16 protein-coding genes and 1 pseudogene are annotated in these 19,506 nt (G+C 65.9%); 9 read left to right on the top strand and 8 right to left on the bottom strand.

What is annotated here, in order from left to right:
• Nucleotides 1–26 precede the first annotated feature (26 nt).
• The 3 genes from kdgD to DL237_RS03740 are packed head-to-tail and all read left to right on the top strand — an operon-like array spanning nucleotide 27 to nucleotide 2,938.
• Nucleotides 27–932, top strand: coding sequence for a 5-dehydro-4-deoxyglucarate dehydratase (gene kdgD / locus DL237_RS03750; protein ID WP_119397708.1), 906 nt, complete (start codon nucleotides 27–29; stop codon nucleotides 930–932).
• A 6-nt stretch (nucleotides 933–938) separates the two neighbouring features.
• Nucleotides 939–2,075 carry a mandelate racemase/muconate lactonizing enzyme family protein gene (locus tag DL237_RS03745; protein ID WP_119397707.1) on the top strand — a complete coding sequence of 379 codons (1,137 nt, stop codon included), beginning with the start codon at nucleotides 939–941 and terminating at the stop codon, nucleotides 2,073–2,075.
• Nucleotides 2,075–2,938: an amidohydrolase family protein gene (locus DL237_RS03740; RefSeq protein ID WP_119397706.1), complete on the top strand. Its 864-nt coding sequence runs from the start codon at nucleotides 2,075–2,077 to the stop codon at nucleotides 2,936–2,938. Before DL237_RS03745 ends, DL237_RS03740 begins: the two co-directional genes overlap by 1 nt.
• A gap of 268 nt (nucleotides 2,939–3,206) precedes the next feature.
• Here the strand turns inward: DL237_RS03740 and DL237_RS03735 are convergent, their stop codons facing one another.
• From DL237_RS03735 to DL237_RS03725, 3 genes are all read right to left on the bottom strand, one after another.
• A complete protein-coding gene (locus DL237_RS03735) occupies nucleotides 3,207–3,989 on the bottom strand; it encodes a hypothetical protein (protein ID WP_147405308.1) in 783 nt (260 codons plus the stop codon).
• A gap of 31 nt (nucleotides 3,990–4,020) precedes the next feature.
• The gene (locus tag DL237_RS03730) at nucleotides 4,021–5,229 is read right to left on the bottom strand and encodes an amidohydrolase family protein (protein WP_119397704.1); all 1,209 of its coding nucleotides are present in this window, start codon (nucleotides 5,227–5,229) and stop codon (nucleotides 4,021–4,023) included.
• A 180-nt stretch (nucleotides 5,230–5,409) separates the two neighbouring features.
• On the bottom strand, nucleotides 5,410–6,303 hold the full coding sequence (locus DL237_RS03725; protein WP_119397703.1) for a LysR substrate-binding domain-containing protein: 894 nt from the start codon (nucleotides 6,301–6,303) through the stop codon (nucleotides 5,410–5,412).
• Nucleotides 6,304–6,434: 131 nt separating this feature from the next.
• Here DL237_RS03725 and DL237_RS03720 point away from each other — a divergent pair, with 131 nt between their 5' ends.
• The 6 genes from DL237_RS03720 to DL237_RS03695 all read left to right on the top strand — a co-directional run bounded on the left by DL237_RS03720 (nucleotide 6,435) and on the right by DL237_RS03695 (nucleotide 13,211).
• Nucleotides 6,435–7,199 (top strand): HAD hydrolase-like protein, encoded by a 765-nt coding sequence (locus DL237_RS03720; protein ID WP_158585583.1) that lies wholly within the window; start codon nucleotides 6,435–6,437, stop codon nucleotides 7,197–7,199.
• A complete protein-coding gene (locus tag DL237_RS03715; protein ID WP_119397701.1) occupies nucleotides 7,199–8,125 on the top strand; it encodes an ABC transporter permease in 927 nt (308 codons plus the stop codon). Before DL237_RS03720 ends, DL237_RS03715 begins: the two co-directional genes overlap by 1 nt.
• Nucleotides 8,126–8,141: 16 nt before the next feature.
• Complete coding sequence (locus DL237_RS03710; RefSeq protein WP_119397700.1) at nucleotides 8,142–9,014, top strand: ABC transporter permease; 873 nt, start codon at nucleotides 8,142–8,144, stop codon at nucleotides 9,012–9,014.
• 63 nt (nucleotides 9,015–9,077) lie between these two features.
• Complete coding sequence (locus tag DL237_RS03705) at nucleotides 9,078–10,631, top strand: ABC transporter substrate-binding protein (RefSeq protein ID WP_119397699.1); 1,554 nt, start codon at nucleotides 9,078–9,080, stop codon at nucleotides 10,629–10,631.
• Nucleotides 10,632–10,710: 79 nt separating this feature from the next.
• A complete protein-coding gene (locus DL237_RS03700) occupies nucleotides 10,711–11,553 on the top strand; it encodes a metallophosphoesterase family protein (RefSeq protein ID WP_119397698.1) in 843 nt (280 codons plus the stop codon).
• Nucleotides 11,550–13,211 carry an ABC transporter ATP-binding protein gene (locus tag DL237_RS03695; RefSeq protein ID WP_119397697.1) on the top strand — a complete coding sequence of 554 codons (1,662 nt, stop codon included), beginning with the start codon at nucleotides 11,550–11,552 and terminating at the stop codon, nucleotides 13,209–13,211. Before DL237_RS03700 ends, DL237_RS03695 begins: the two co-directional genes overlap by 4 nt.
• Before the next feature lie 87 nt (nucleotides 13,212–13,298).
• On the opposite strand, the gene DL237_RS03690 is transcribed toward DL237_RS03695, so the two are convergent.
• The 5 genes and pseudogenes from DL237_RS03690 to DL237_RS20555 all read right to left on the bottom strand — a co-directional run.
• The gene (locus DL237_RS03690; protein WP_119397696.1) at nucleotides 13,299–14,843 is read right to left on the bottom strand and encodes a DHA2 family efflux MFS transporter permease subunit; all 1,545 of its coding nucleotides are present in this window, start codon (nucleotides 14,841–14,843) and stop codon (nucleotides 13,299–13,301) included.
• Nucleotides 14,840–15,958, bottom strand: coding sequence for an HlyD family secretion protein (locus DL237_RS03685; protein ID WP_119397695.1), 1,119 nt, complete (start codon nucleotides 15,956–15,958; stop codon nucleotides 14,840–14,842). Before DL237_RS03685 ends, DL237_RS03690 begins: the two co-directional genes overlap by 4 nt.
• Nucleotides 15,955–16,398, bottom strand: coding sequence for a MarR family winged helix-turn-helix transcriptional regulator (locus DL237_RS03680; RefSeq protein ID WP_119397694.1), 444 nt, complete (start codon nucleotides 16,396–16,398; stop codon nucleotides 15,955–15,957). Before DL237_RS03680 ends, DL237_RS03685 begins: the two co-directional genes overlap by 4 nt.
• Nucleotides 16,399–16,685: 287 nt before the next feature.
• Nucleotides 16,686–17,708, bottom strand: coding sequence for an LLM class flavin-dependent oxidoreductase (locus DL237_RS03675; RefSeq protein WP_119397951.1), 1,023 nt, complete (start codon nucleotides 17,706–17,708; stop codon nucleotides 16,686–16,688).
• Nucleotides 17,709–17,910: 202 nt separating this feature from the next.
• Nucleotides 17,911–19,506 (bottom strand): annotated as a pseudogene (locus tag DL237_RS20555) (hypothetical protein); the annotation flags it as partial.

Raw genomic sequence — 19,506 nt, 5'->3', positions numbered from 1 at the left:
GCGGCATAACGTTAGGGAGGCGCGCCATGGATCACACCGCATTGAAGACGGCACTCGGGTCGGGGCTGTTGTCCTTTCCGGTCACCCCGTTCGGCGCAGATGGCAAATTTGCCCGCGCCCCGTACGAGGAGCACGTGGGCTGGCTCTCCAGCTATCCTGCCGCGACCCTCTTTGCCGCTGGCGGCACGGGCGAATTCTTTTCCCTGGCACCTGACGAGATCCCCGACATCGTCGCCGCGGCCAAATCCGTGGCTGGCGACGTGCCCATCGTGTCCGGCTGCGGCTATGGCACCGAAATCGCCAAGGGCATTGCACGGTCCGTCGAAAAGGCGGGCGGCGACGGCATCCTGTTGCTGCCCCACTACCTGATCGACGCCCCGCAGGACGGCCTCTTTGCGCACGTCAAGGCGGTCTGCGATTCCACCGGCCTCGGCGTCATGGTCTACAACCGCGACAACGCGATCCTGCAACCCGACACGCTGGCCCGCCTCTGCGACGTCTGCCCCAACCTTGTCGGTTTCAAGGACGGCTCGGGCGATATCGGCCTGGTACGTCAGATCACCGCCAAGATGGGCGACCGCCTGACCTACCTAGGTGGGATGCCCACGGCGGAACTCTTTGCCGAATCCTACCTCGGCGCGGGCTTCACCACCTATTCCTCGGCCGTGTTCAACTTCGTCCCCGGCCTCGCCATCGAATTCTACGACGCCCTGCGCGCCGGCAACCGCGCCCGCTGCACCGAAATCCTCAACGATTTCTTCTATCCCTTCATGGCAATCCGCAATCGTCGCAAGGGCTATGCCGTCGCCGCGATCAAGGCGGGCGTGCGCCTGCAAGGCTTTGCCACCGGGCCGGTCCGCGCACCCCTCTCCGACCTCACCTCGGAAGAGGACGAAATGATGGCCGCCCTCATCGCGCCCTACAAACGGTAAGCGCAGATGAAGATTGCAGCCGTCAAGACACACCTGCTCGAACACCGCCTCGACAAGGCGTTTGAAAGCGCCTCGATGCGCTTCGACAAGCGCGTGCATATCCTGGTCGAGGTGATCTGCGACGATGGCACGGTCGGCTGGGGCGAATGCCTCGGCCCCGCCGGGCCGAACCGTGCCGTGGTGCAGGCCTATGCCAACTGGCTGATCGGCATGAACCCATTGGAAACCGAAAAAGTCTGGGCCGTTCTCTACAACGCCCTGCGCGATCAGGGTCAGCGTGGCCTGACCCTGACGGCCCTGTCGGGCATCGACGTCGCGCTCTGGGACATCAAGGGCAAGCATTTCGGCGTGCCCGTCTCCACCCTTCTGGGGGGCCGTTTCCGCGACACGGTGCGCGCCTATGCCACCGGCGCCTTCAAGCGTGACGGTGTCGACCGGGTGCAGGACAACGCCGAAGAGGCCGCGCGCCACCGCGCCGCCGGTTTCCACGCCATGAAGATCAAGATCGGCTTCGGCTTTGACGAGGATATGGCCGTCATCCGCGCCGTCCGCGACGCCATGGGCGACGACATGCGCCTGATGATCGACGGCAACCACGGCTATGACACCATCGAGGCGATCAGGGTTGGCCGCGCCGCCGCTGATTACGGCATCGACTGGTTCGAGGAACCCGTGACCCCCGAACACCTCGCCGCCTATCGCGAAATCCGGGAAAAACAGCCGATCCCCGTTGCGGGCGGCGAAACATGGCATTCCCGCTGGGGCATGCGCGAACCGATCGAAACCCGGGCGGTCGACATCATCCAGCCCGACCTCTGCGGCTGCGGCGGCTTTACCGAGATGAAGCGCATCGCCGACATGGCCGCCCTGCACAACATCCGCGTCGTTCCCCACGTCTGGGGCACCGGCGTACAGATCGCCGCGTCGCTGCAATTCATGGCCGCGATGATCCCGAACCCCGTGCGCGTCAACCCGATTGAGCCGATCCTGGAATTCGACCGCACCGACAACCCCTTCCGCCAGGCCGTGCTGACCCACCCGATCGAGCATGTGAACGGCGTCGTCACCATCCCCGACGCCCCCGGCATCGGGATCGAGATCAACCGCGACGCCCTGCGCGACTTTGCCCCCAAGGACACCTGATGATCACCCGCACCCTCACCGGCCCCGCGCCGCAGATCACGCTGCCCGCCGGGGCCGTCGACTGCCAGTGTCACATGTACCTGCCCGGCTTTCCCGCCCTGCCCGGGGGCCCGCCAAACCCCGGCGGCGAAACCCCGACGCCTGCGCAATACCGCGAAATGATGGGCTGGCTCGGCATCTCGCGCACCATCGTCACCCAGGGCAACGCCCAGCAGGCCGATAACGAAAACCTCCTCGCCTGCCTTGCCGACATGACCGCCGCCGGTGTCACAACCCGAGGCGTCTGCGTCATCACCCCCGAAACCTCCGCGGCCGAGATGCAGCGCCTCTCCGACGCCGGGGTCATCGGTGCCCGCCTGATGGACCTGCCCGGCGGCGCCATCGGCCTCTCTGCGCTCGAAGACCTCGACGCGATCTGCGCCGATCACGACTGGGTGCTGGCCGTGCAATTCGACGGCTCCGACATCCTCGACCACGAACCCCGCCTCGCCGCCCTGCGCAGCAACTGGGTCTTCGACCACCACGGCAAGTTCTTTCGCGGCGCCGCCCCCGACGGGCCTGAGATCGCGGCCACCAAGCGCCTGATCGACAAGGGCAATTGCTGGTTCAAACTGACCGGCGGATATGAGAGCAGCCAGACCGGCGGGCCTGATTACACCGACATCGCCGCCAACACCCGCGCCCTCGCCGCCCACGCGCCCGAGCGTCTGATCTGGGGCACCAACTGGCCGCACAACCTTGCGAAAACGACCGAAGAATACCCCAACGACGCGGCCCTCCTCGACACCGTCCTCGGCTGGCTGACGCCCGAGCAACGCCACCTCGCCCTCGTCACCACCCCCGAAGCCCTCTTCCGCCTCTGAGCGAGAGCGGCCCGCAAAGTCGCTGACCACCCCAACAGCCCCCCCGCCGGAGCAAAGCCGAAAGCGCCGGGCGCGCCTGCCCGTCCCCACGGGCTGGCGCTTTTGCCATTTGCAGTCGGGGCGGGGCTCTGGGAGGTCTATTGCCGCCATTAAGCGCTCCGCTGAACGGTCAGAGGCCACCCCACTGACAAGCGCGCGCCAGGCTTGGGGCGATCAAATCGTCATACTATTAAACAAAACCAAAAATCACAGCGGAACGACGGTTCCCTCAATCATCGCCACACGCACCCTTGATTATTTTCCAGTATTCTAAGCTCATAGCTTTGGAAGCATAAATCCTCATATCTAAAGATACCTGAGACATATTCCGCCAGTAACAATCAATACAAATACATAGATCCATTACAGAGTCTCCGAAACTCAGAAGTTCCTTGACTAACATCTCGCCTTGCCACCCGTCCTCCGGCCTAAGAATTCGCTTATGTGAGAGGGCAGTGCTGTGCGCATAGCCTTCATTACGAATTATATCGATTTTTTGGTAAATATCATCAGAACCTAAAGATTCCACTGTAGCGCAATGCTCAAGAAGCTTGGTCTTTCTGTCCTCAAGCGCTTCGCAGCTCAGTTCTTTACGGTATTTTACCCCCTCAACTCTGGTCGATTTATATTGCGTCGAAAACAGATCTGGCCACTTCCTGAGGCCGTCCTTCAGCAACCACGACACACGTGTTAGAGTTTGGTTTTGATCACCATCGGCGCGTTTCTCCTTCCCCTCTAAACTTGCAAGCCCACCCGGCGCCTCTTTACCTTTTTTATTTTTCTCCAGAAGCCTCCAAGGAAGCATAACAAACTGAAAGTTTATAAGCTCCACCTCAGAATTCACGTGCCTGATTATAGGCATTGGCGCTTTGTCAAGCCAATCTATGTTTTCTTGTATGCCTTCCATCATTCCGCGATACTTGGCGTAGGCATCAACCAATTGCATACTGGCCGCCAAGCAACTGTCGATTTCTTCGATATACATTTCTTTCTTTATCGATTCATTAATCAATACTTTGTCCTCCAGACCATTTTAACCCCCCTCACCACTTCAACCCCACCTTCTCCCGCTCAAACACCACCCGCCCCCGCTTGATCCCCAGCAAGGGCACCGCGATCTCGGCCACGGCCGACGCCGCACTGCCCGCGTCGAAGACCACCACATCCGCCACCCCGCCGACGTCCAGCCCGTAGTCAGGCAGGCGCATCACCCGCGCCGACTGGGCTGAGATCATGCCAAAGCACCCCTCCAGCCCCGCAGCATCCCCCACCTGCGCCACATTGGCGAACAGGTTGGCGATCCGCATCAGCGAGCCGTCCCCGAACGGGGTGAACGGGTTCAGCACGTTGTTCGTCGACAGGCAGCAACACACCCCCTGCGCCGCCAGCCGGTGCGCCGGGGCGACGCCGCGCGGCACGTTGTGATCCACCCCCCGCCCGGTCAGGAACAGATCCGTGGCGGGCAGGATCACCGCCGCAACCCCGGCCTCGCGCATCCTCTCCGCCATCGCCGCCAACTGATCCGCGGGCAGGGCCGACAGCTTGGTGACATGGCCGACGCTGACCCGCCCCTGCATCCCATGTTCCACCGTCAGCGCACAGACCTCCGGCAACTCGGCCCCCATCGGATCAAGGTCGAAATCCAGATGCAGGTCCAGATCGACGCCGTACCGCACCGCCAGCTCGAACACCTTTCGCAGATGCGCGCCGGGGTCGCTGTCGGCATAGGAACAGCCGCCCAGCACCTCGGCGCCGCCCTCCAGCGCCTCGATCAGCAGGGCCTCGGTGCCGGGGCGGTTGAACAGACCCTCCTGCGGGAAAACACAGATCTCGATATCGATGGCCCAGCTATATTCCTCGCGCAGGCGTTTCACCCCCTCGATGCCGCGCAACCCGATGGCGGGGTCGACCTCGACATGGGTGCGCATCCGCGTCGTGCCTTGCAGGATGCAACGCTCCAGCGTGCGGCGGGCGCGGGCCATGATGTCCTCGACGCTCATGGCCTCCTTCAACGCCGAGACCTTGGCGATGGCATCCGCCAGCCCGTCGGCACCGGGCACCGACAGACAGGACTTGTCCAGGTGGATATGCGTCTCGATCAGCCCCGGCGTCACCAGCGCGCCCGCCAGCACCTTGACCGGCCCGCCGCTCAGCCCCGGCGCAATTGCCGCGATCCGGCCCTTGCGCAGCCCCAGGTCGACGGCGCCATGCCCCAGCACCACACCGCCTTGCAGGATCAGATCAAAACCCATCGCCATACTCCCCTTGCCTCGGGCAGGAGGGTTCCCGATCCGAACGCGCGCCACAAGTCGCGACCCCGCAAACGGCACACGCCAGGTGCATTCTGCCCAATTTGGCACCGCTCAGTTACCGTTCGGATACCGTTCAAATACCGACGTTGGAATTCAGCCATTTCAGGGGCTTAGCCCGGATCAGCCCGCCAATGCCGACGGTGCCCCCTCAAAATGCGCCGCCATGTCGAAAAACGCGTCGACAATCTTGCCCGTCGTCTCGCGCAGGGCAAAGACCGTCTCATGGGTTTCGGCGCGCCCCATTTCGGCAATCGGCAGGCGCTTTATGCCATCCCCGCGCGAGGTGCCGTCGCGCCACAAAAACCCGACGCCAAGGCCACTGACCACCGCCTCGTACAAGCCATCGCGCGCATCCAGCGTCAGGAACGGCTCGGGCACGGGACCGCTGCGCGCGAACATCCGGTCCACCGCCCGCTGCGTCGATGACCCGCTGGCGCGATAGATCAGCGGCTCGCGGCGCAACTGATCGGCCGTCACGCTGTCGTGCCGGGCCAGCGGATGGGCCAGCGGCGCAATCGCCACCACCTCGGTGCGCGCCAGGTGCGTGCGGCGGAACCGGCGGTCCTGCGGCACCTCGGGCAACACGGCCACATCGGCGCCATGGCTCAGCACAGCGCGGGTAATCTTTTCATGCGATCCGGTTTCCACCCTTATGCTAACCCCGGGATAAGCCTTGTGAAACGCCGCCACCAGCGCCATCCCCGGCATGGCATTTCCCAACCCTATGGTGATCTCTCCCCGCGCCAGCGACGACCGGCTTTGCAACAAACGCTCGGCATCGCCGCGCGCCTCGGCCATGCGTTCAGCGGCATCGCACAGCTTCTGACCCAGCGCGGTCGGGACCAGCCGCCCCTCCAGCCGCGCAAACAGCCGCACACCATAGTCCGCCTCGAGGCTGCGCACCTGCTGCGAGATATTCGGCTGCGTCACACCCAGCACCCGCGCCGCGCCGGCGTATGACCCCGTTTCCGCCACGAATCGCACCGCATCCAGACGCACATTCGACAGGGACATCGCATTCCTCGCAGGCCAGCTTTGCTTTGCCCAAACTCTAGCTTTGCTTTGTTACAGCCACGTCACAGCGACCGGTCATTTGGGGCCTCAGACAGCCGGACACCCCGGCCCAGATCCGAGGAGCCCGAGACTTGCACGCCACGACGATCCCCCAATATCCGCCGACCCTGCTGCGCCAGGCGCTCGACGCCCGTGATGTTTCGCATGCGAAACGCGTGCTCTGCGATCTTGACGGCTGCCTCATCTCCGAAGGGCGCCCCTATGCGGATGCGGCTGAATTCATTGCCGAATGCGGGTCGCGGCTCTGGGTTGTCTCGAACAATTCCGACACCACCGGTGCCCGGCTCAGCGCGCAACTGGCCACGCTCGGCCTGGATATTCCGGCGCGGCGCATCTTGCTGGCGGGCGAGGTGGCGCTGCACAGAATCGCCCGCCTCGGGGTGACACGTCTGTGCCTGCACGCCAGCCCGGCGCTGGTCGCGGCGGCCCGCGACCTCGGGTTCGACACCACGCATCCCGCGCCGCAGGCCGCCCTGCTCTGCCGCGATCCGGCCTTCGGGATCGATGATTTCGGGCCCCTGCTCAGCCTCGCCGCCCGTGGCGCGCCGCTCTGGGTCGCGAACGAGGATCTGTCCCACCCCAGCCATTCCGGACAGCCCATCGCGGAAACCGGCGCGCTGCTGGCCGCGCTGCGGGCGATCCGCCCGGCCCTGTGCTGGCACAGCCCGGGCAAGCCGGACCCGCTGATGCTGACCCTCGCACTTGGTGACACCGCCCCTGCGCAAGCGATGTTTGTCGGTGACAATCCCGCCACCGATGGCCGCGCCGCCCGTGCCGCCGGCCTGCCTTTCCTGCATCTGCAACGTCCCGCCGCCGTACAAGAGGAGGCCCTGTGATGGCCGCTTACCTGCTGAGAATCCTCGTAAAGATGGTGATCACGCTGTTCGCCATCCTGACCATCACCTTCATCGCCACGCGCCTGTCCGGCAACCCGATCGACACCTTTCTGGGCGAAGGTCTGACGGCCGAGGGGCGCGCGACGCTGATCGCCTACTTTCAGCTCGACCGCTCTCTCTGGCACCAATACCTGGCCTTTCTGCGGGCGGCGGCCTCGGGCGATTTCGGCCTGTCCTTCGTCGAACGGCGCCCGGTGACCGAGGTCGTCGCACACCGCCTCTGGCCCTCGGCGCAACTACTGCTGACCTCGGTGGGCCTGACGCTGCTGGTGTCGATCCCCCTCGGTGTCCTCGCCGCCGTCTACCGCAAAAGCTGGATCGGGTCGGTGGTGATGGTCGTGGCCTTCGCAGGCTACGCCGTGCCCGCCTTCATCCTCGCCATCGTGATGATCCTGGTTTTTTCCTACACGCTCAACTGGTTGCCCGTGGTCGGAAACGGCACAGCCGCACACTTCATCATGCCCACCATCGCCCTGTCGGGGGTGCTGATCGCCGCCCTGACCCGCTTTACCCGCAACGCCATGCTCGACGTGCTGGGCCAGGAATACATCCGCACCGCCCGCGCCAAGGGGTTGTCGGAATTCTGGGTCGTCATGCGCCACGGTTTCGGCAATGCCTCGATCACCGTGATCTCGGTCATCGGGTTGCAGATCGCCTCGCTCGCCGCCGCGGGCAGCGTGGTGGTGGAAAGCATCTTCTCCTGGCCCGGCATCGGGCAGCTTCTGGTGAACGCCGCCATCGTGCGCGACTACCCGGTGCTGCAATTCGGCGTCATCACCGTCGCTGTCGCCGTCGTGCTGATCAACGCCGCCACCGACATCGCCTATGCGCTGGCCGATCCCCGCATCCGCCTTGCGCAGAGCTGAAGAGAGAGCCATCCCCATGACAACGCTCGCAGATCCGATCACCCGCACGCGCCGCCCCGCCGCAACCAACCTCATCCAGAAGGTCGCGCTCTGCCTGGCCGTGCTGCTGGCCGGGGCGGCCATCCTTGCCCCGCTGATCGCGCCGTTCGATCCGCTGGATCAAAGCCTGATCGCGCGCCTGCGCCCGCCGCTGGGGTTTGACCGCTACAGCCCCGGCCATTTCGCCGGCACCGATGAACTGGGCCGCGACGTGTTTTCACGCGGGCTGTATGGCCTGCGCCTGACGCTTGCGCTGGCCTTTTGCGGGGCGGTCATCGGGCTGGCCATCGGCGGCCTGCTGGGCCTTGTCGCGGGCCTGCGCCCCGGCTGGGCCGAAGATGGCATCATGGCGCTGGTCGACATGCAGATCGCCATTCCCTTCACCCTCGTCGCCCTGCTGGTGCTGGCGCTGCTCGGCTCGTCGCTGACCGTGCTGATCTTCGTGCTCGGCATCGCCGGGTGGGAACAATACGCCCGCATCGTGCGCGCCGAGGTCCGCCGCCTTGCCTCGCAACCGTTTATCGAGGCCGCGCGCGCCGCCGGGGGCGACACCGCCTATATCGCGCGGCGTCACCTGCTGCCCAACATCGTCTCGCCCCTCGTGGTGCAGTTCACGCTGGCGCTGTCGAACATCGTCATCCTGGAAAGCACGCTCAGCTTTCTCGGGCTCGGCGTGCAGCCGCCCACGCCCTCGCTCGGCTCGATGGTGGGGCTGGGGCGCGACTACATGCCGACCGCCCCCTGGATCGTGCTGATCCCCGCCGGGCTGATCGTGCTGCTGACCTTCACCGTGCAGATCCTGGGCGACTGGTTGCGTGACCGCGCCGATGTCCGCCTGCGCGACCGCTGACACCAACAAGAGCCGCCCAAAGCGGCCCCTGCCAACCTTCTCAACCCCTTACCGGAGATTATCATGTTCAGACTGATGCTCACCACCGCCCTTTCGGCCGCCCTGACAACCGCGGCCTATGCCGCGGATATCACCGTCGGCGCCGCCAACGTCTCGGCCTACCTCGATCCGGGCCGTGACCATTCCAACGTCGGATCGCAGTTCTACTACAACAGCTTCGACACCCTGATCGACCGCGACCATTCCAAGCTGGAGTCGGTCTGGGTCCCCGCCCTCGCCACGTCGTGGGAACTGATCGACCCCACCACGATGGAGCTGAAGCTGCGCCAGGGCGTCACGTTTCACAACGGCGAGGATATGACCGCCGATGACGTGGTCTTTTCGCTCAACCGGATGTTCCAGGCGACGTTCGCGCCCTACGCGGTGCGCGCCAAGGATCGCCTGGGCAATTTCTCGGGCGCGGAAAAGGTCGATGATTATACCGTCCGCATCCATGCCGTGCGCGAAGAACCCCTGTGGGAAACGCTGATCTCGCTCCAGCAGATCATGATCATCCCCGAAGACTATACCAAGGCCCTGACCGGCGATCCCGACGTGGCCGAAGACAGCGACTACGAGGCCTTCTCGATGGCCCCCGTCGGCACCGGCCCCTACAAGGTGGCCGAATTCATGCCGGGCGAGAAAATCGTCTGGGAACGTTTCGAGGACTTCTGGGGTGACAAGGCCCCGCTGGATCGCGCAACGGTCGTGCAGATCTCGGAAACCGCCAGCCGCATCACCGCACTGAAAACGGGCGAGGCCGATATCGTCACCAATATCGCCCCGGACCAGCTGGCCCTGATCGACAATGACCCCAGCCTCAAGACCGAAGGCTCGGCCACCGCGCTGTTCCATGTCATGATCATGAACCAGAACAACCCCAAGCTGGCCGATCCCCGCATCCGTCAGGCGATGAGCCTGGCCATCGACCGCGACACGCTGAACCAGGCGCTGTGGCAGGGCAAGGCGATCGTGCCGTCCTCGCATACCATGATGGAAATGGGCGATCTCTACATGCCCGACCTCAAGACGTTCGAATATGACCCGGAAAAGGCCAAGGCTCTGCTGAAAGAGGCCGGTTACGACGGGTTCGAGATCACCTATGACACCGCCGCGACCTATTACACCAACGGTCTGCTGGCCGCGCAGGCGATCATGGAAATGTGGGCCGCCGTCGGGATCAACGGACGCGTCAACGTGCAGGATCAGTGGTCGGGCAACGACCCCGAGATGATGGCGCGCAACTGGTCGAACCCGATGTACTTTGCCGACCCCTTTGGCAGCTTCGGCGTCATGTGGGCGCCCGACGGCCCGTCCGAGGGCGAAGGCCGCTTCAACACCGATGCCGATTATGCCGAAAAATGGGACCGCTTCCGCTTTTCGAAAGACGTCGACGCCCGCCGCGCGGCCTACGCCGAGCTGATGGAGCGGATCAAGCAGGATCCGCCCGTGCTGCCGCTGTACCGCCCGTTTGAAAGCTGGGGCATGAAGCAGTCGGTCGACTGGGCACCGCAACAGGGCCACATCCCCTACGTGCTCGATTTCCGCGCCGGCTCCATCACCCTCGCCGGTAGCTGATCGTGGCCGGGCCGGGCGGCATCGCGTCGCCCGGCCCCCTCTTTTCACCTCCCTCGCCCCCTCATCCCGGAACAAAACCATGACCCGCATCGCGATTGTCACCGACATCCACCACGGCGCCCCATCGCACACGAAACGTGGCGATACGGCGCTGGACCTGCTGGCCGATTTCACCAGATGGGCCAACGCCGAGGCCCCCGACCTGATCCTCGATCTGGGCGACCGCATCTCCGACATCGACACCCCCACCGACAACCGGCTGGAGCGTGAGGTGGCTGAGGCCCTGTCGCACCTCGACGCGCCGATCCACCACATTTGCGGCAACCACGACCGTGATCACCTCGGCGTGGCCGATAACGAAGCGATCCTCGGCACTCCCCTGCAAAGCCAGGTCATCGACCTGGGCGACTGGCAGCTAGCGCTCTGGCGCGCCGATGCCAAGATCCATCGCAACACCGCCACCCCCGGCTTCGACCTGCCAGAATCCGATCTGCTCTGGCTGTCGCGCATGGCCCAGCAGGCCGAAAAGCCGACGCTGGTGGCCAGCCACGTCCCCGTCTCGGGCCACAGCCAGATCGGCAACTACTACTTTCAGCGCAACGCCTCTGTCTCGACCTACCCGCAGGCGGATCGCGCGCGTCAGGCACTGGCGCAGGCCCGTGTCCCCGTCGCCTGCATCGCCGGGCACGTCCACTGGAACACCGTCACCACCGTCGATGGCATCCCGCACATGACCCAGCAGAGCCTGACCGAAAGCTTCACCACCGGCGGCGAACCCGCCCGCGCCTGGGGCATGCTGACACTTGGCAAAACCCTGCACTGGCAGGTCTTTGGCGATGACCCGTTCGAGGCCCGCCTGACGCCCGGCCGCCGCTGGACCCCACCTCTGGCCCCCTTCCTGCAAAGTCTGGCCGCCGAATGACCCTGCGCCCGCACAACCCGCCGCTGCTGTCGGTCAAGGACCTGCGCATTGCCTTTGGCGATGTGCAGGCCGTGCACGGGCTGTCCTTCGACATCCACCGCGGCGAAACCCTGGCGCTGGTCGGCGAAAGCGGGTCCGGCAAATCCGCCACTGCCCTGTCGATCCTGCGCCTGATCGAACGCGAGGGCGGGCGCATCAACGGTGGCTCGATCCGCCTCGGCACCATCGACCCGGTCGAGATCACGACCCTGCCCGCCGCCGCCCTGCGTGCCCTGCGCGGCGACCGCATCGCAATGGTATTTCAGGAACCGATGACCTCGCTCAACCCGGTGATGCGGATCGGTCAGCAGATGATGGAAACCCTGCGCCTGCATCGCGGCCTCGGCGGCGCTGAGGCGCGCTCGGCGGCGCGTGCCGCCCTCGACCGGGTGATGATCCCCGATCCGGGCCGCCGCCTCGATCAGTATCCGCACGAACTTTCGGGGGGCCTGCGCCAGCGTGTCATGATCGCCATGGCGCTTGCCTGCGAACCCGAAGTGCTGATCGCGGATGAACCGACGACGGCCCTCGACGTGACCACCCAGGCCGAGATCCTGACCCTGCTGCGCGATCTGCAACGCGACATGGGCATGGCCGTGCTGTTCATCACCCATGACCTTGGCGTGGTGGCCGAAATCGCGGACCGCGTCGTCGTCATGCAGAAAGGGCGCAAGGTCGAAGAGGCGCGCACCCCGGCCCTGTTTGCCGCCCCGCGCCACGCCTATACGCAGGAACTGATCGACGCCTCGCCCCGTCTCGGAACGGGCGCACCCGCCCCCCTGAAAGGCGCCCGAACCCTGCTGGAGGTCCGCAATCTCAGCACCAGTTTCGGCGGCACCTCGCTGCTGTCGCGCACCGCGCCGACGCCGGTGGTGCGCGACGTCTCCCTCACCCTCGGGCGCGGTGAAACCCTTGGGCTGGTGGGGGAATCCGGGTGTGGCAAATCCACCCTCGCGCGCTCTGTCCTGCGCCTGATCGAACCGACCTCGGGCGTGGTCGCGCTGGATGGCACGCCGATCACCGGCCTGTCGCCCAAGGCGCTGAAACCACATCGCGCCCGTATCCAGATGGTGTTTCAGGATCCCTACGCCTCGCTCAACCCGCGGATGAGCATCCGCGATCTGGTGACCGAACCCGCCTTTCTGCACGGCGTCGCGCGCGGCTCGGACCGCGCCGCGCTGGCCGCCGATCTGCTGACCCGCGTCGGCCTGCCCGCAGAGGCCGCGGATCGTTATCCGCACCAGTTCTCGGGTGGCCAGCGCCAGCGGATCTGCATCGCCCGCGCCCTGTCCGTGCGTCCCGCGATCATCGTCGCGGACGAGGCTGTCTCGGCCCTCGATGTCTCGAACGCACGGCGTATCACCGACCTGATGGCAGACCTTCAGCGCACCGAAGGCCTGTCGTTCCTGTTCATCAGCCACGACATTGCCGTGGTCGAACGGGTCAGCCATCGCATCGCGGTGATGTACAGGGGAGAGATCGTCGAAACCGGCCTGACGAACGAGGTGCTGCGCGCGCCACAGCATCCCTATACCCGCCGCCTGCTGGCCGCCGTGCCCAAGGGCGCGCCGCTGCGCCTGACCGGCACGCCCGCGCGCGCCCACCCCGAGACCGTGTGAAACGCAAACGGCCCGGAGCCTGTGTCAGACTCCGGGCCGCCAATCATGCGCCAGCCGCCGGTCGATGGGCCGCCGGCCCGTCCGGTGCTATTCCATCGCCGCATGGACCTCGGGCGCGGGACCATGCGCCGGGGGTTTGCGCAGGAACAGCACGATGGGAAACACCGCCAGCGTCAGGTACATCATCAGCAGAAAGTTATCGACATAGCCGATCATCGCCGCCTGCGCGCTGACCATCTGATCCGCCTGTGCCAGCAGCCCCCGTGATCCGCCAATCAGCTGCGGCATCTGCATTTGCACCTGCGGCGCGGTCGCGGTCAGGCTGGCGCCCAGTTCCTCGTGGTTGACCACGCTCATCCGTGCCAGAACCGTCGTCACAACCGATATGCCCACGCCCGACCCCACGTTGCGCACCAGACTGAACATGCTGGTGGCATCGCCCCGGAACCGCGCGTCGATGGTGGCAAAGGTCAGCGTCGACAGCGGCACGAAGACAAAGCCCAGCCCAAAACCCTGAAGGATACCCGACATCACGATCAGATGGGCATCCATGCCCACGCTGAACCCCGCCATCATCCACATCGACACCGCCGTCGCCGCCAGCCCGAAACACACCAGCGCGCGGGAATCGATGACGCTGACCAGCCGCCCGACCAGGATCATCGACACCATCGTGCCGACGCCGCGCGGCGCCATCACGATCCCGGTCGAGATCACGGGATAGCCCATCAGCTTTTGCAGCAGCGGCGGAAGCAGGGCGAGGCCGGAAAACATCGTCAGCCCGACGACAAAGATAAAGATCAGCCCCATCGCAAAGTTGCGGTCCGCGAACATGCGCGGATTGACGAACGGGTCCGCGGCGGTAAACGAATGCACGATAAAGACCCAAGTACCACCGACGATCAGACCCAGATAGATCCAGCTTTCGACCGCATGGAACCAATCGACCGATTGCCCGCGATCCAGCAGCAACTGCAGCGACCCCACGGCAACCGCCAGCATCGCAAAGCCAAACACGTCAAAGCGCCGCTTGCGGGTGTCTTCCTTGGGCAGAAAGGCCCAGACCCCGGCCATGGCGATCATCCCCACCGGCAGGTTGATGAAAAAGACATAGCGCCAGTTGAACACCTCGGTCAGCCAGCCGCCCAGCGTCGGGCCGATGATCGGACCGATCATGATGCCCGCGCCGTAGACCGCCATCGCCTGCCCGATGCGTTCGCGCGGGTTGATATCCAGCAAAACGGCCTGCGCCAGCGGTATGATCACCGCGCCGAAAATCCCCTGAAGGATGCGAAAGGCCACCATCTCGGGCAGCCCAACCGCCAGCCCGCAGGCCAGCGAGGTCAGCACAAAGCCCGCGATCGCCGTCACGAATACCGCGCGGCGGCCGAACCTGTCCGCCACCCAGCCGGTCAGCGGCGTCGCGATGGCCGAAGCGACGATATAGCTGGTCAGGACCCAGGTCACCTCTTCCTGCGTCGCCCCCAGGCTCGCCGCCATGTGCGGCAGGGCGACGTTGGCGATGGTCGTGTCCAGCACCTGCATGATCGTCGCCAGCATGATCGACGCGGTCAGCCAGCCCGGTGCCGCGACACGGACCGCCGGCGCGGAATAGACCGGCTTGGCGCTCATAGCAGGTCGTCCAGGTGGCTCTTGCCCGTGTCCACCGATGTCTGAACGCTCATCCCGTCACGCAGCAGGCCGCGGCTGTCGCTGTCGATGCGAATCCGAACGGGGATGCGCTGCACCACCTTGACCCAGTTGCCGGTCGCGTTCTGCGCCGGGATCAGCGAAAACTGCGATCCGGTCGCGGCGCCGATGCTCTCGACCACGCCACTCAGATGCAGGTCGGGATAGGCATCGACGTCGATCTCGACCGGTTGCCCCACCGCGATCTTGGTCAGCTGCGTTTCCTTGAAGTTCGCCTCGATCCAGCTGTCGTCGGTGTTCACCAGGCTGGCCACGGTCGACCCGGTGCCAAGATACTGCCCCACGTTCAGGCTGTCGATCTGCGACACCACGCCACCGATCGGGGCAACCACGCGGGTCTTGTCCAGGTTGCGCAGCGCCGCATCGCGCTGCGCTTTGGCCGCGCGCACCGATGGCACATCGTCGGTGGCGATCTTCGGATCGCCGCCCAGGGCCGCCGCCGCCGCGTTCAACTGCTGCTGCGCGACGGTGACGCTGTTTTGCGCCTGCCGGGCGTCCATGACCGCCTCGTCATAGGTCGTGGCCGAAGACAGCCCCTTCTGCGACAACGAATCCTGGCGGTCCAACTCGCGTTTCTGAACATCCAGAATGCCCTTCGCGGCCTCCAGCTGGGCCGCGACGGTGGCATAGTTCGCGCGCAGCTGCTCGACCGACAACCGGGCAGCGGCAAGCGCGGCATCCGCCTGCGCCAGCGCAATGTCATAGGGTGTCGAATCCATGCGGAACAGCGCGTCGCCGGCGGCGACCTTCATGTTCTCGCTCACATTCACCTCGACGATGCGCCCCGCGACATCCGCCGACACCGGCACCAGCGGCTGATGCACATAGGCGTTGTCGGTATCCATGTAGCGCCCGCCGCTCAGCCAGGCATAGGCGCCCCCCAGCACCAGCAGCGCCGGAACGGCAAACATCAGCACCCGGCGGCGCCCCTTGCCGCGCGGTTTGCCCTGCGCCGGCGCTGCCGCGGGCGGCGCAGCGGTTTGCGCGATCTCGGGGACGGGTGTCGGATCGACGGGTTTCTTCTCGGCCACGCTCATGTCTTCATTTCCTTCTTCGGGGCCTTGCGGTCCTGTAAATTCTCGGCAATCCGGGTCAGCACGCGTTCGGTGACCGCGCGCTCTTCGGGGTCTATTCCCTCCAGCGTCCGGGCGTAGACCTGTTCGGCCAGCACGCGCATCTCGGCGCGCAGGGCGGACCCTTTCGCGGTGATGCAGACACGCTTGGCACGGTTGTCGCTGGCATCCACCTCGCGCGTGACCAGGCCCACCTGCTCCAACCGCTCGACAACGTCGCTGATCGTCATCGCGCCGGTGCGCAGATCCGCCATGAGGTCGGTCTGCGTCACGCCATCGCGTTCGGCCAGGCTGGCCAGCACGCGCCACTGCATCAGCGTCAGCCGATGGGGCTTCGCGCTCCGCTCGAACTCGCGTTTCAGCAGCGTCGCGGCTTCATAAAGCATCAGACCGATGGAATTCATCGCAGCACCCTTCACAGCCCCAACGGGCAGAGGGACCAGCGGGGGGCGAGACTCAGCCCCGTGCCGGTCGGCTGCGTGCAATTAGTATCGGTCCGTAATGATGTAAAGTCATAGAATCGCGTTTCATGTCCGCCGGGGCGAAAAAGACGCGAAATCCACCCTGCCATACGCAAAACCCCCTGAACGGCAGCGCCATCCAGGGGGTCGAACGCCTTGCAAGGCGCCGTTTACAGTCCTCAGTCGGGGTCGTGCTCGAAGCGCCTCGCCTCAGCCTCCCGCGCGGGATGTCAGCGCCAGCCGAGGCCCGGGGCCACATGGGTCAGGATCGCCTCGATCACATGCGCATTGTACGCGACCCCCAACTGGTTCGGCACGGTCAGCAGCAGCGTATCCGCCTCGGCCACCGCTTCGTCCTGCGCCAGTTCCTTGATCAGCTTGTCCGGCTCGGCGGCATAGCTGCGGCCAAAGATGGCGCGGGTGTTGGCATCGATATACCCCACGGAATCCTTGCCCTTTTCGCCGCGCCCGAAATAGGCCCGATCCATGTCGTTGGTCAGCGCGAATATGCTGCGACTGACCGAAACACGCGGCGTGCGCTTGTGACCCGCGGCCTTCCAGGCCTCGCGATAGGCGCGGATCTGCTTGGCCTGCTGGATATGGAACGGCTCGCCCGTCTCATCGTCCTTCAGGGTCGAACTTTGCAGGTTCATCCCCAGCTCCGCCGCCCAGACGGCGGTCGCGTTCGACCCCGCGCCCCACCAGATCCGGTCGCGCAGCCCCTCGGAATGTGGTTCCAGCCGCAGCAATCCCGGCGGGTTGGGGAACATCGGGTTCGGGTTCGGCTGGGCGAACCCCTCGCCGCGCAGCACGTCGAAAAAGATCTTGGCGTGATGGCGCCCGATATCGGCATCCGTGCCCCCCTCGGGCGGCGCATAGCCAAAGTGCCGCCAGCCCTCGATCACCTGCTCCGGCGATCCCCGGCTGATCCCCAGTTGCAGACGCCCGCCCGCGATCAGGTCGGCCGACCCGGCATCTTCGGCCATGTACAGCGGGTTTTCATAGCGCATGTCGATGACGCCGGTGCCGATCTCGATCTTGCTGGTCTTCGCGCCAACCGCCGCCAGCAGCGGAAAGGGCGAGGCAAGCTGACGGGCGAAATGGTGCACCCTGAAATAGGCCCCGTCGGCCCCCAGCTCCTCGGCCGCGACGGCCAGGTCGATGGATTGCAACAGGGTGTCGGCGGCGGTCTGGGTTTGCGACCCGCGACCGGGGCTCCAATGTCCGAAAGACAGGAAACCGATATTCTTCATGGCGAACGCGCCTCCGATGCGCGGGTCGTACAAGACAATGCGACAGCGCCCTTGGGATGCGCCGCCTTGCACGGCGCCCCGCGGGCGGATTGTGCCGAACCTATGGGCCGCACCGCCGCGCAACAAGACCGCACGTCATCGCCCCCACGAACAGCGATTGTGCGCAGACGCGGCCCCGCCGCCGGTTTCAGGCCGACGCCGCCTACTTGGTCAGTTCGATCACCCGCACATCCCCCAGCACGTCACGCGCCAGATCGACCAGGTGGCGATGATGGGTGAACAGGATCGCCTGCCCGATCTGACCCATCTCTCCGGCCAGTTCCAGCGCGGCCCGCGCCCGCGGATCGTCAAACGTTTCATGGATATCGTCGGTGACAAAGGGCAGCGCCCCGTTGCGGGCCACGAAATCCGCATGGCCGGCAATGCGCAGCGCCAGGTACAATTGGCCCCGCGTGCCCGTCGACATGCCCTCGGCCGTCACCGGCTCGCCGTCGCGCAGGGCCACCAGGCGTTCCGATTTGCCGGTGGTCCGGGTTTCCAGACGCGGCCATTCGCCATGCGTCAACCGCGCAAAGGCCGCCTCGGTCGCGGTCAGCATGTCGCCGCGACGTTCCTGTCGGAACCGGCGCAAGGCCCCTTGGGCCGCCATCAGGCCCAACAGCTTGGTTGCCGCCAGCCGAGCCTCTTCACGCAGGCTCTCAAGCGCGGTGGCGCGGCGCTGGTCAATCTCCGCACCGCCCCCGCTCGCCATCGCCTGTCGCAGCGCCTCGTCGGCCTCTCCCGACCGGCGCAGCACCGCGTCGCGCTGTGCCTCTGCCTCGGCCAGCTCGGCCCCAAGGCGCGCCAGCCGCGCCGGGTCGGTGTCCTGTTCCTCCGCCGCCAGCGCCTGCGGCTCCAGATCGCCCGCCGCACGCGCGTGCTCCTCGTTCAGGCGGGCCAGAGCGGCGCGCATCTGATCGCGCGCGGCCAGGGCGCCGACATGTTCGCGGGGCGCGACATCGGGCACATCCGCCTGCCCCTCCAGGACAGATGCAATCTCGGCGGCACTGGCAGCCAGGGCGACCTGCGCCGCCCCTTCGGCCTGACGCGCCGCCAACAGCTCTTCGCCAAGGGCGCCAATCCGCGCCTGCAACGCCGCAGCATCCGCCGCGCGTTGACGCGCCACCATCAGGGTTTCGCTGACCTCTGCCGTCGTCGTCAGGCCCAGCGGTGCGCGCAGCGGTTGCATTGTCGCCTCGAACGCGGCCAGCGCCGCTTCCATCCGCGCGATCCGCCGTGCCAGGGTGCTGCGTTCACTCTCGATCTGCGCCAGTGTCTCAAGGTCCGGCAGGCGCGTCAGGATCGCCTCGGCCTCCAGACCCTTCGCCCAGCCATCCGATGTCAGCCGTGCCAGCGCCGCCTCGTGCGCCTGCAACGCCTGCGCTGCCGCCTCTCGTGCCTGGGTCAGCGTGGCCAGGCTGGCCGACGCTGCCTGCCGTGCCTGTGCCGCCTGTGCAATGCGGTCCAACCCGGCCAGCATACGCTCTGCCGCAGGCAAGATCCGGTCTGGCGACAGCGATGCGTCCTGTGCGCCAGTGCTCTCCTGCCAGCCCGCTCCCTCGCCCGCGTCCTCGACTGTTCCCGGGGCCGCGTCCTGCATCGCGTCCTGCATCGCGTCCTTCAGGCGCGCCAGCAAGGTCGCGCGCCGCGCCGCGGTGCGGGCCGCCTGCTGCATCGCGCCCTCGGCCTCCAGCGCCCGATCCAGCGCAGTGGCAAGCACGCCGCGCCGTGCGCCGAACCCCGCCGCCGGGCTGTCCGC

Source organism: Pseudooceanicola sediminis (assembly GCF_003575965.1).
Classification (GTDB): Bacteria; Pseudomonadota; Alphaproteobacteria; order Rhodobacterales; family Rhodobacteraceae; genus Pseudooceanicola; species Pseudooceanicola sediminis.
Note: the sequence above shows the minus strand (reverse complement) of the source record. Positions and strands in the feature narration are given on the sequence as shown.

Coding starts and splice junctions, on each gene's coding strand:
- kdgD (WP_119397708.1), top strand. CDS start 27: ATGGATCACACCGCATTGAAGACGGCACTCGGGTCGGGGCTGTTGTCC.
- DL237_RS03695 (WP_119397697.1), top strand. CDS start 11,550: ATGACCCTGCGCCCGCACAACCCGCCGCTGCTGTCGGTCAAGGACCTG.
- DL237_RS03700 (WP_119397698.1), top strand. CDS start 10,711: ATGACCCGCATCGCGATTGTCACCGACATCCACCACGGCGCCCCATCG.
- DL237_RS03730 (WP_119397704.1), bottom strand. CDS start 5,229: ATGGGTTTTGATCTGATCCTGCAAGGCGGTGTGGTGCTGGGGCATGGC.
- DL237_RS03675 (WP_119397951.1), bottom strand. CDS start 17,708: ATGAAGAATATCGGTTTCCTGTCTTTCGGACATTGGAGCCCCGGTCGC.
- DL237_RS03690 (WP_119397696.1), bottom strand. CDS start 14,843: ATGAGCGCCAAGCCGGTCTATTCCGCGCCGGCGGTCCGTGTCGCGGCA.
- DL237_RS03725 (WP_119397703.1), bottom strand. CDS start 6,303: ATGTCCCTGTCGAATGTGCGTCTGGATGCGGTGCGATTCGTGGCGGAA.
- DL237_RS03715 (WP_119397701.1), top strand. CDS start 7,199: ATGGCCGCTTACCTGCTGAGAATCCTCGTAAAGATGGTGATCACGCTG.
- DL237_RS03745 (WP_119397707.1), top strand. CDS start 939: ATGAAGATTGCAGCCGTCAAGACACACCTGCTCGAACACCGCCTCGAC.
- DL237_RS03740 (WP_119397706.1), top strand. CDS start 2,075: ATGATCACCCGCACCCTCACCGGCCCCGCGCCGCAGATCACGCTGCCC.
- DL237_RS03685 (WP_119397695.1), bottom strand. CDS start 15,958: ATGAGCGTGGCCGAGAAGAAACCCGTCGATCCGACACCCGTCCCCGAG.
- DL237_RS03710 (WP_119397700.1), top strand. CDS start 8,142: ATGACAACGCTCGCAGATCCGATCACCCGCACGCGCCGCCCCGCCGCA.
- DL237_RS03705 (WP_119397699.1), top strand. CDS start 9,078: ATGTTCAGACTGATGCTCACCACCGCCCTTTCGGCCGCCCTGACAACC.
- DL237_RS03680 (WP_119397694.1), bottom strand. CDS start 16,398: ATGAATTCCATCGGTCTGATGCTTTATGAAGCCGCGACGCTGCTGAAA.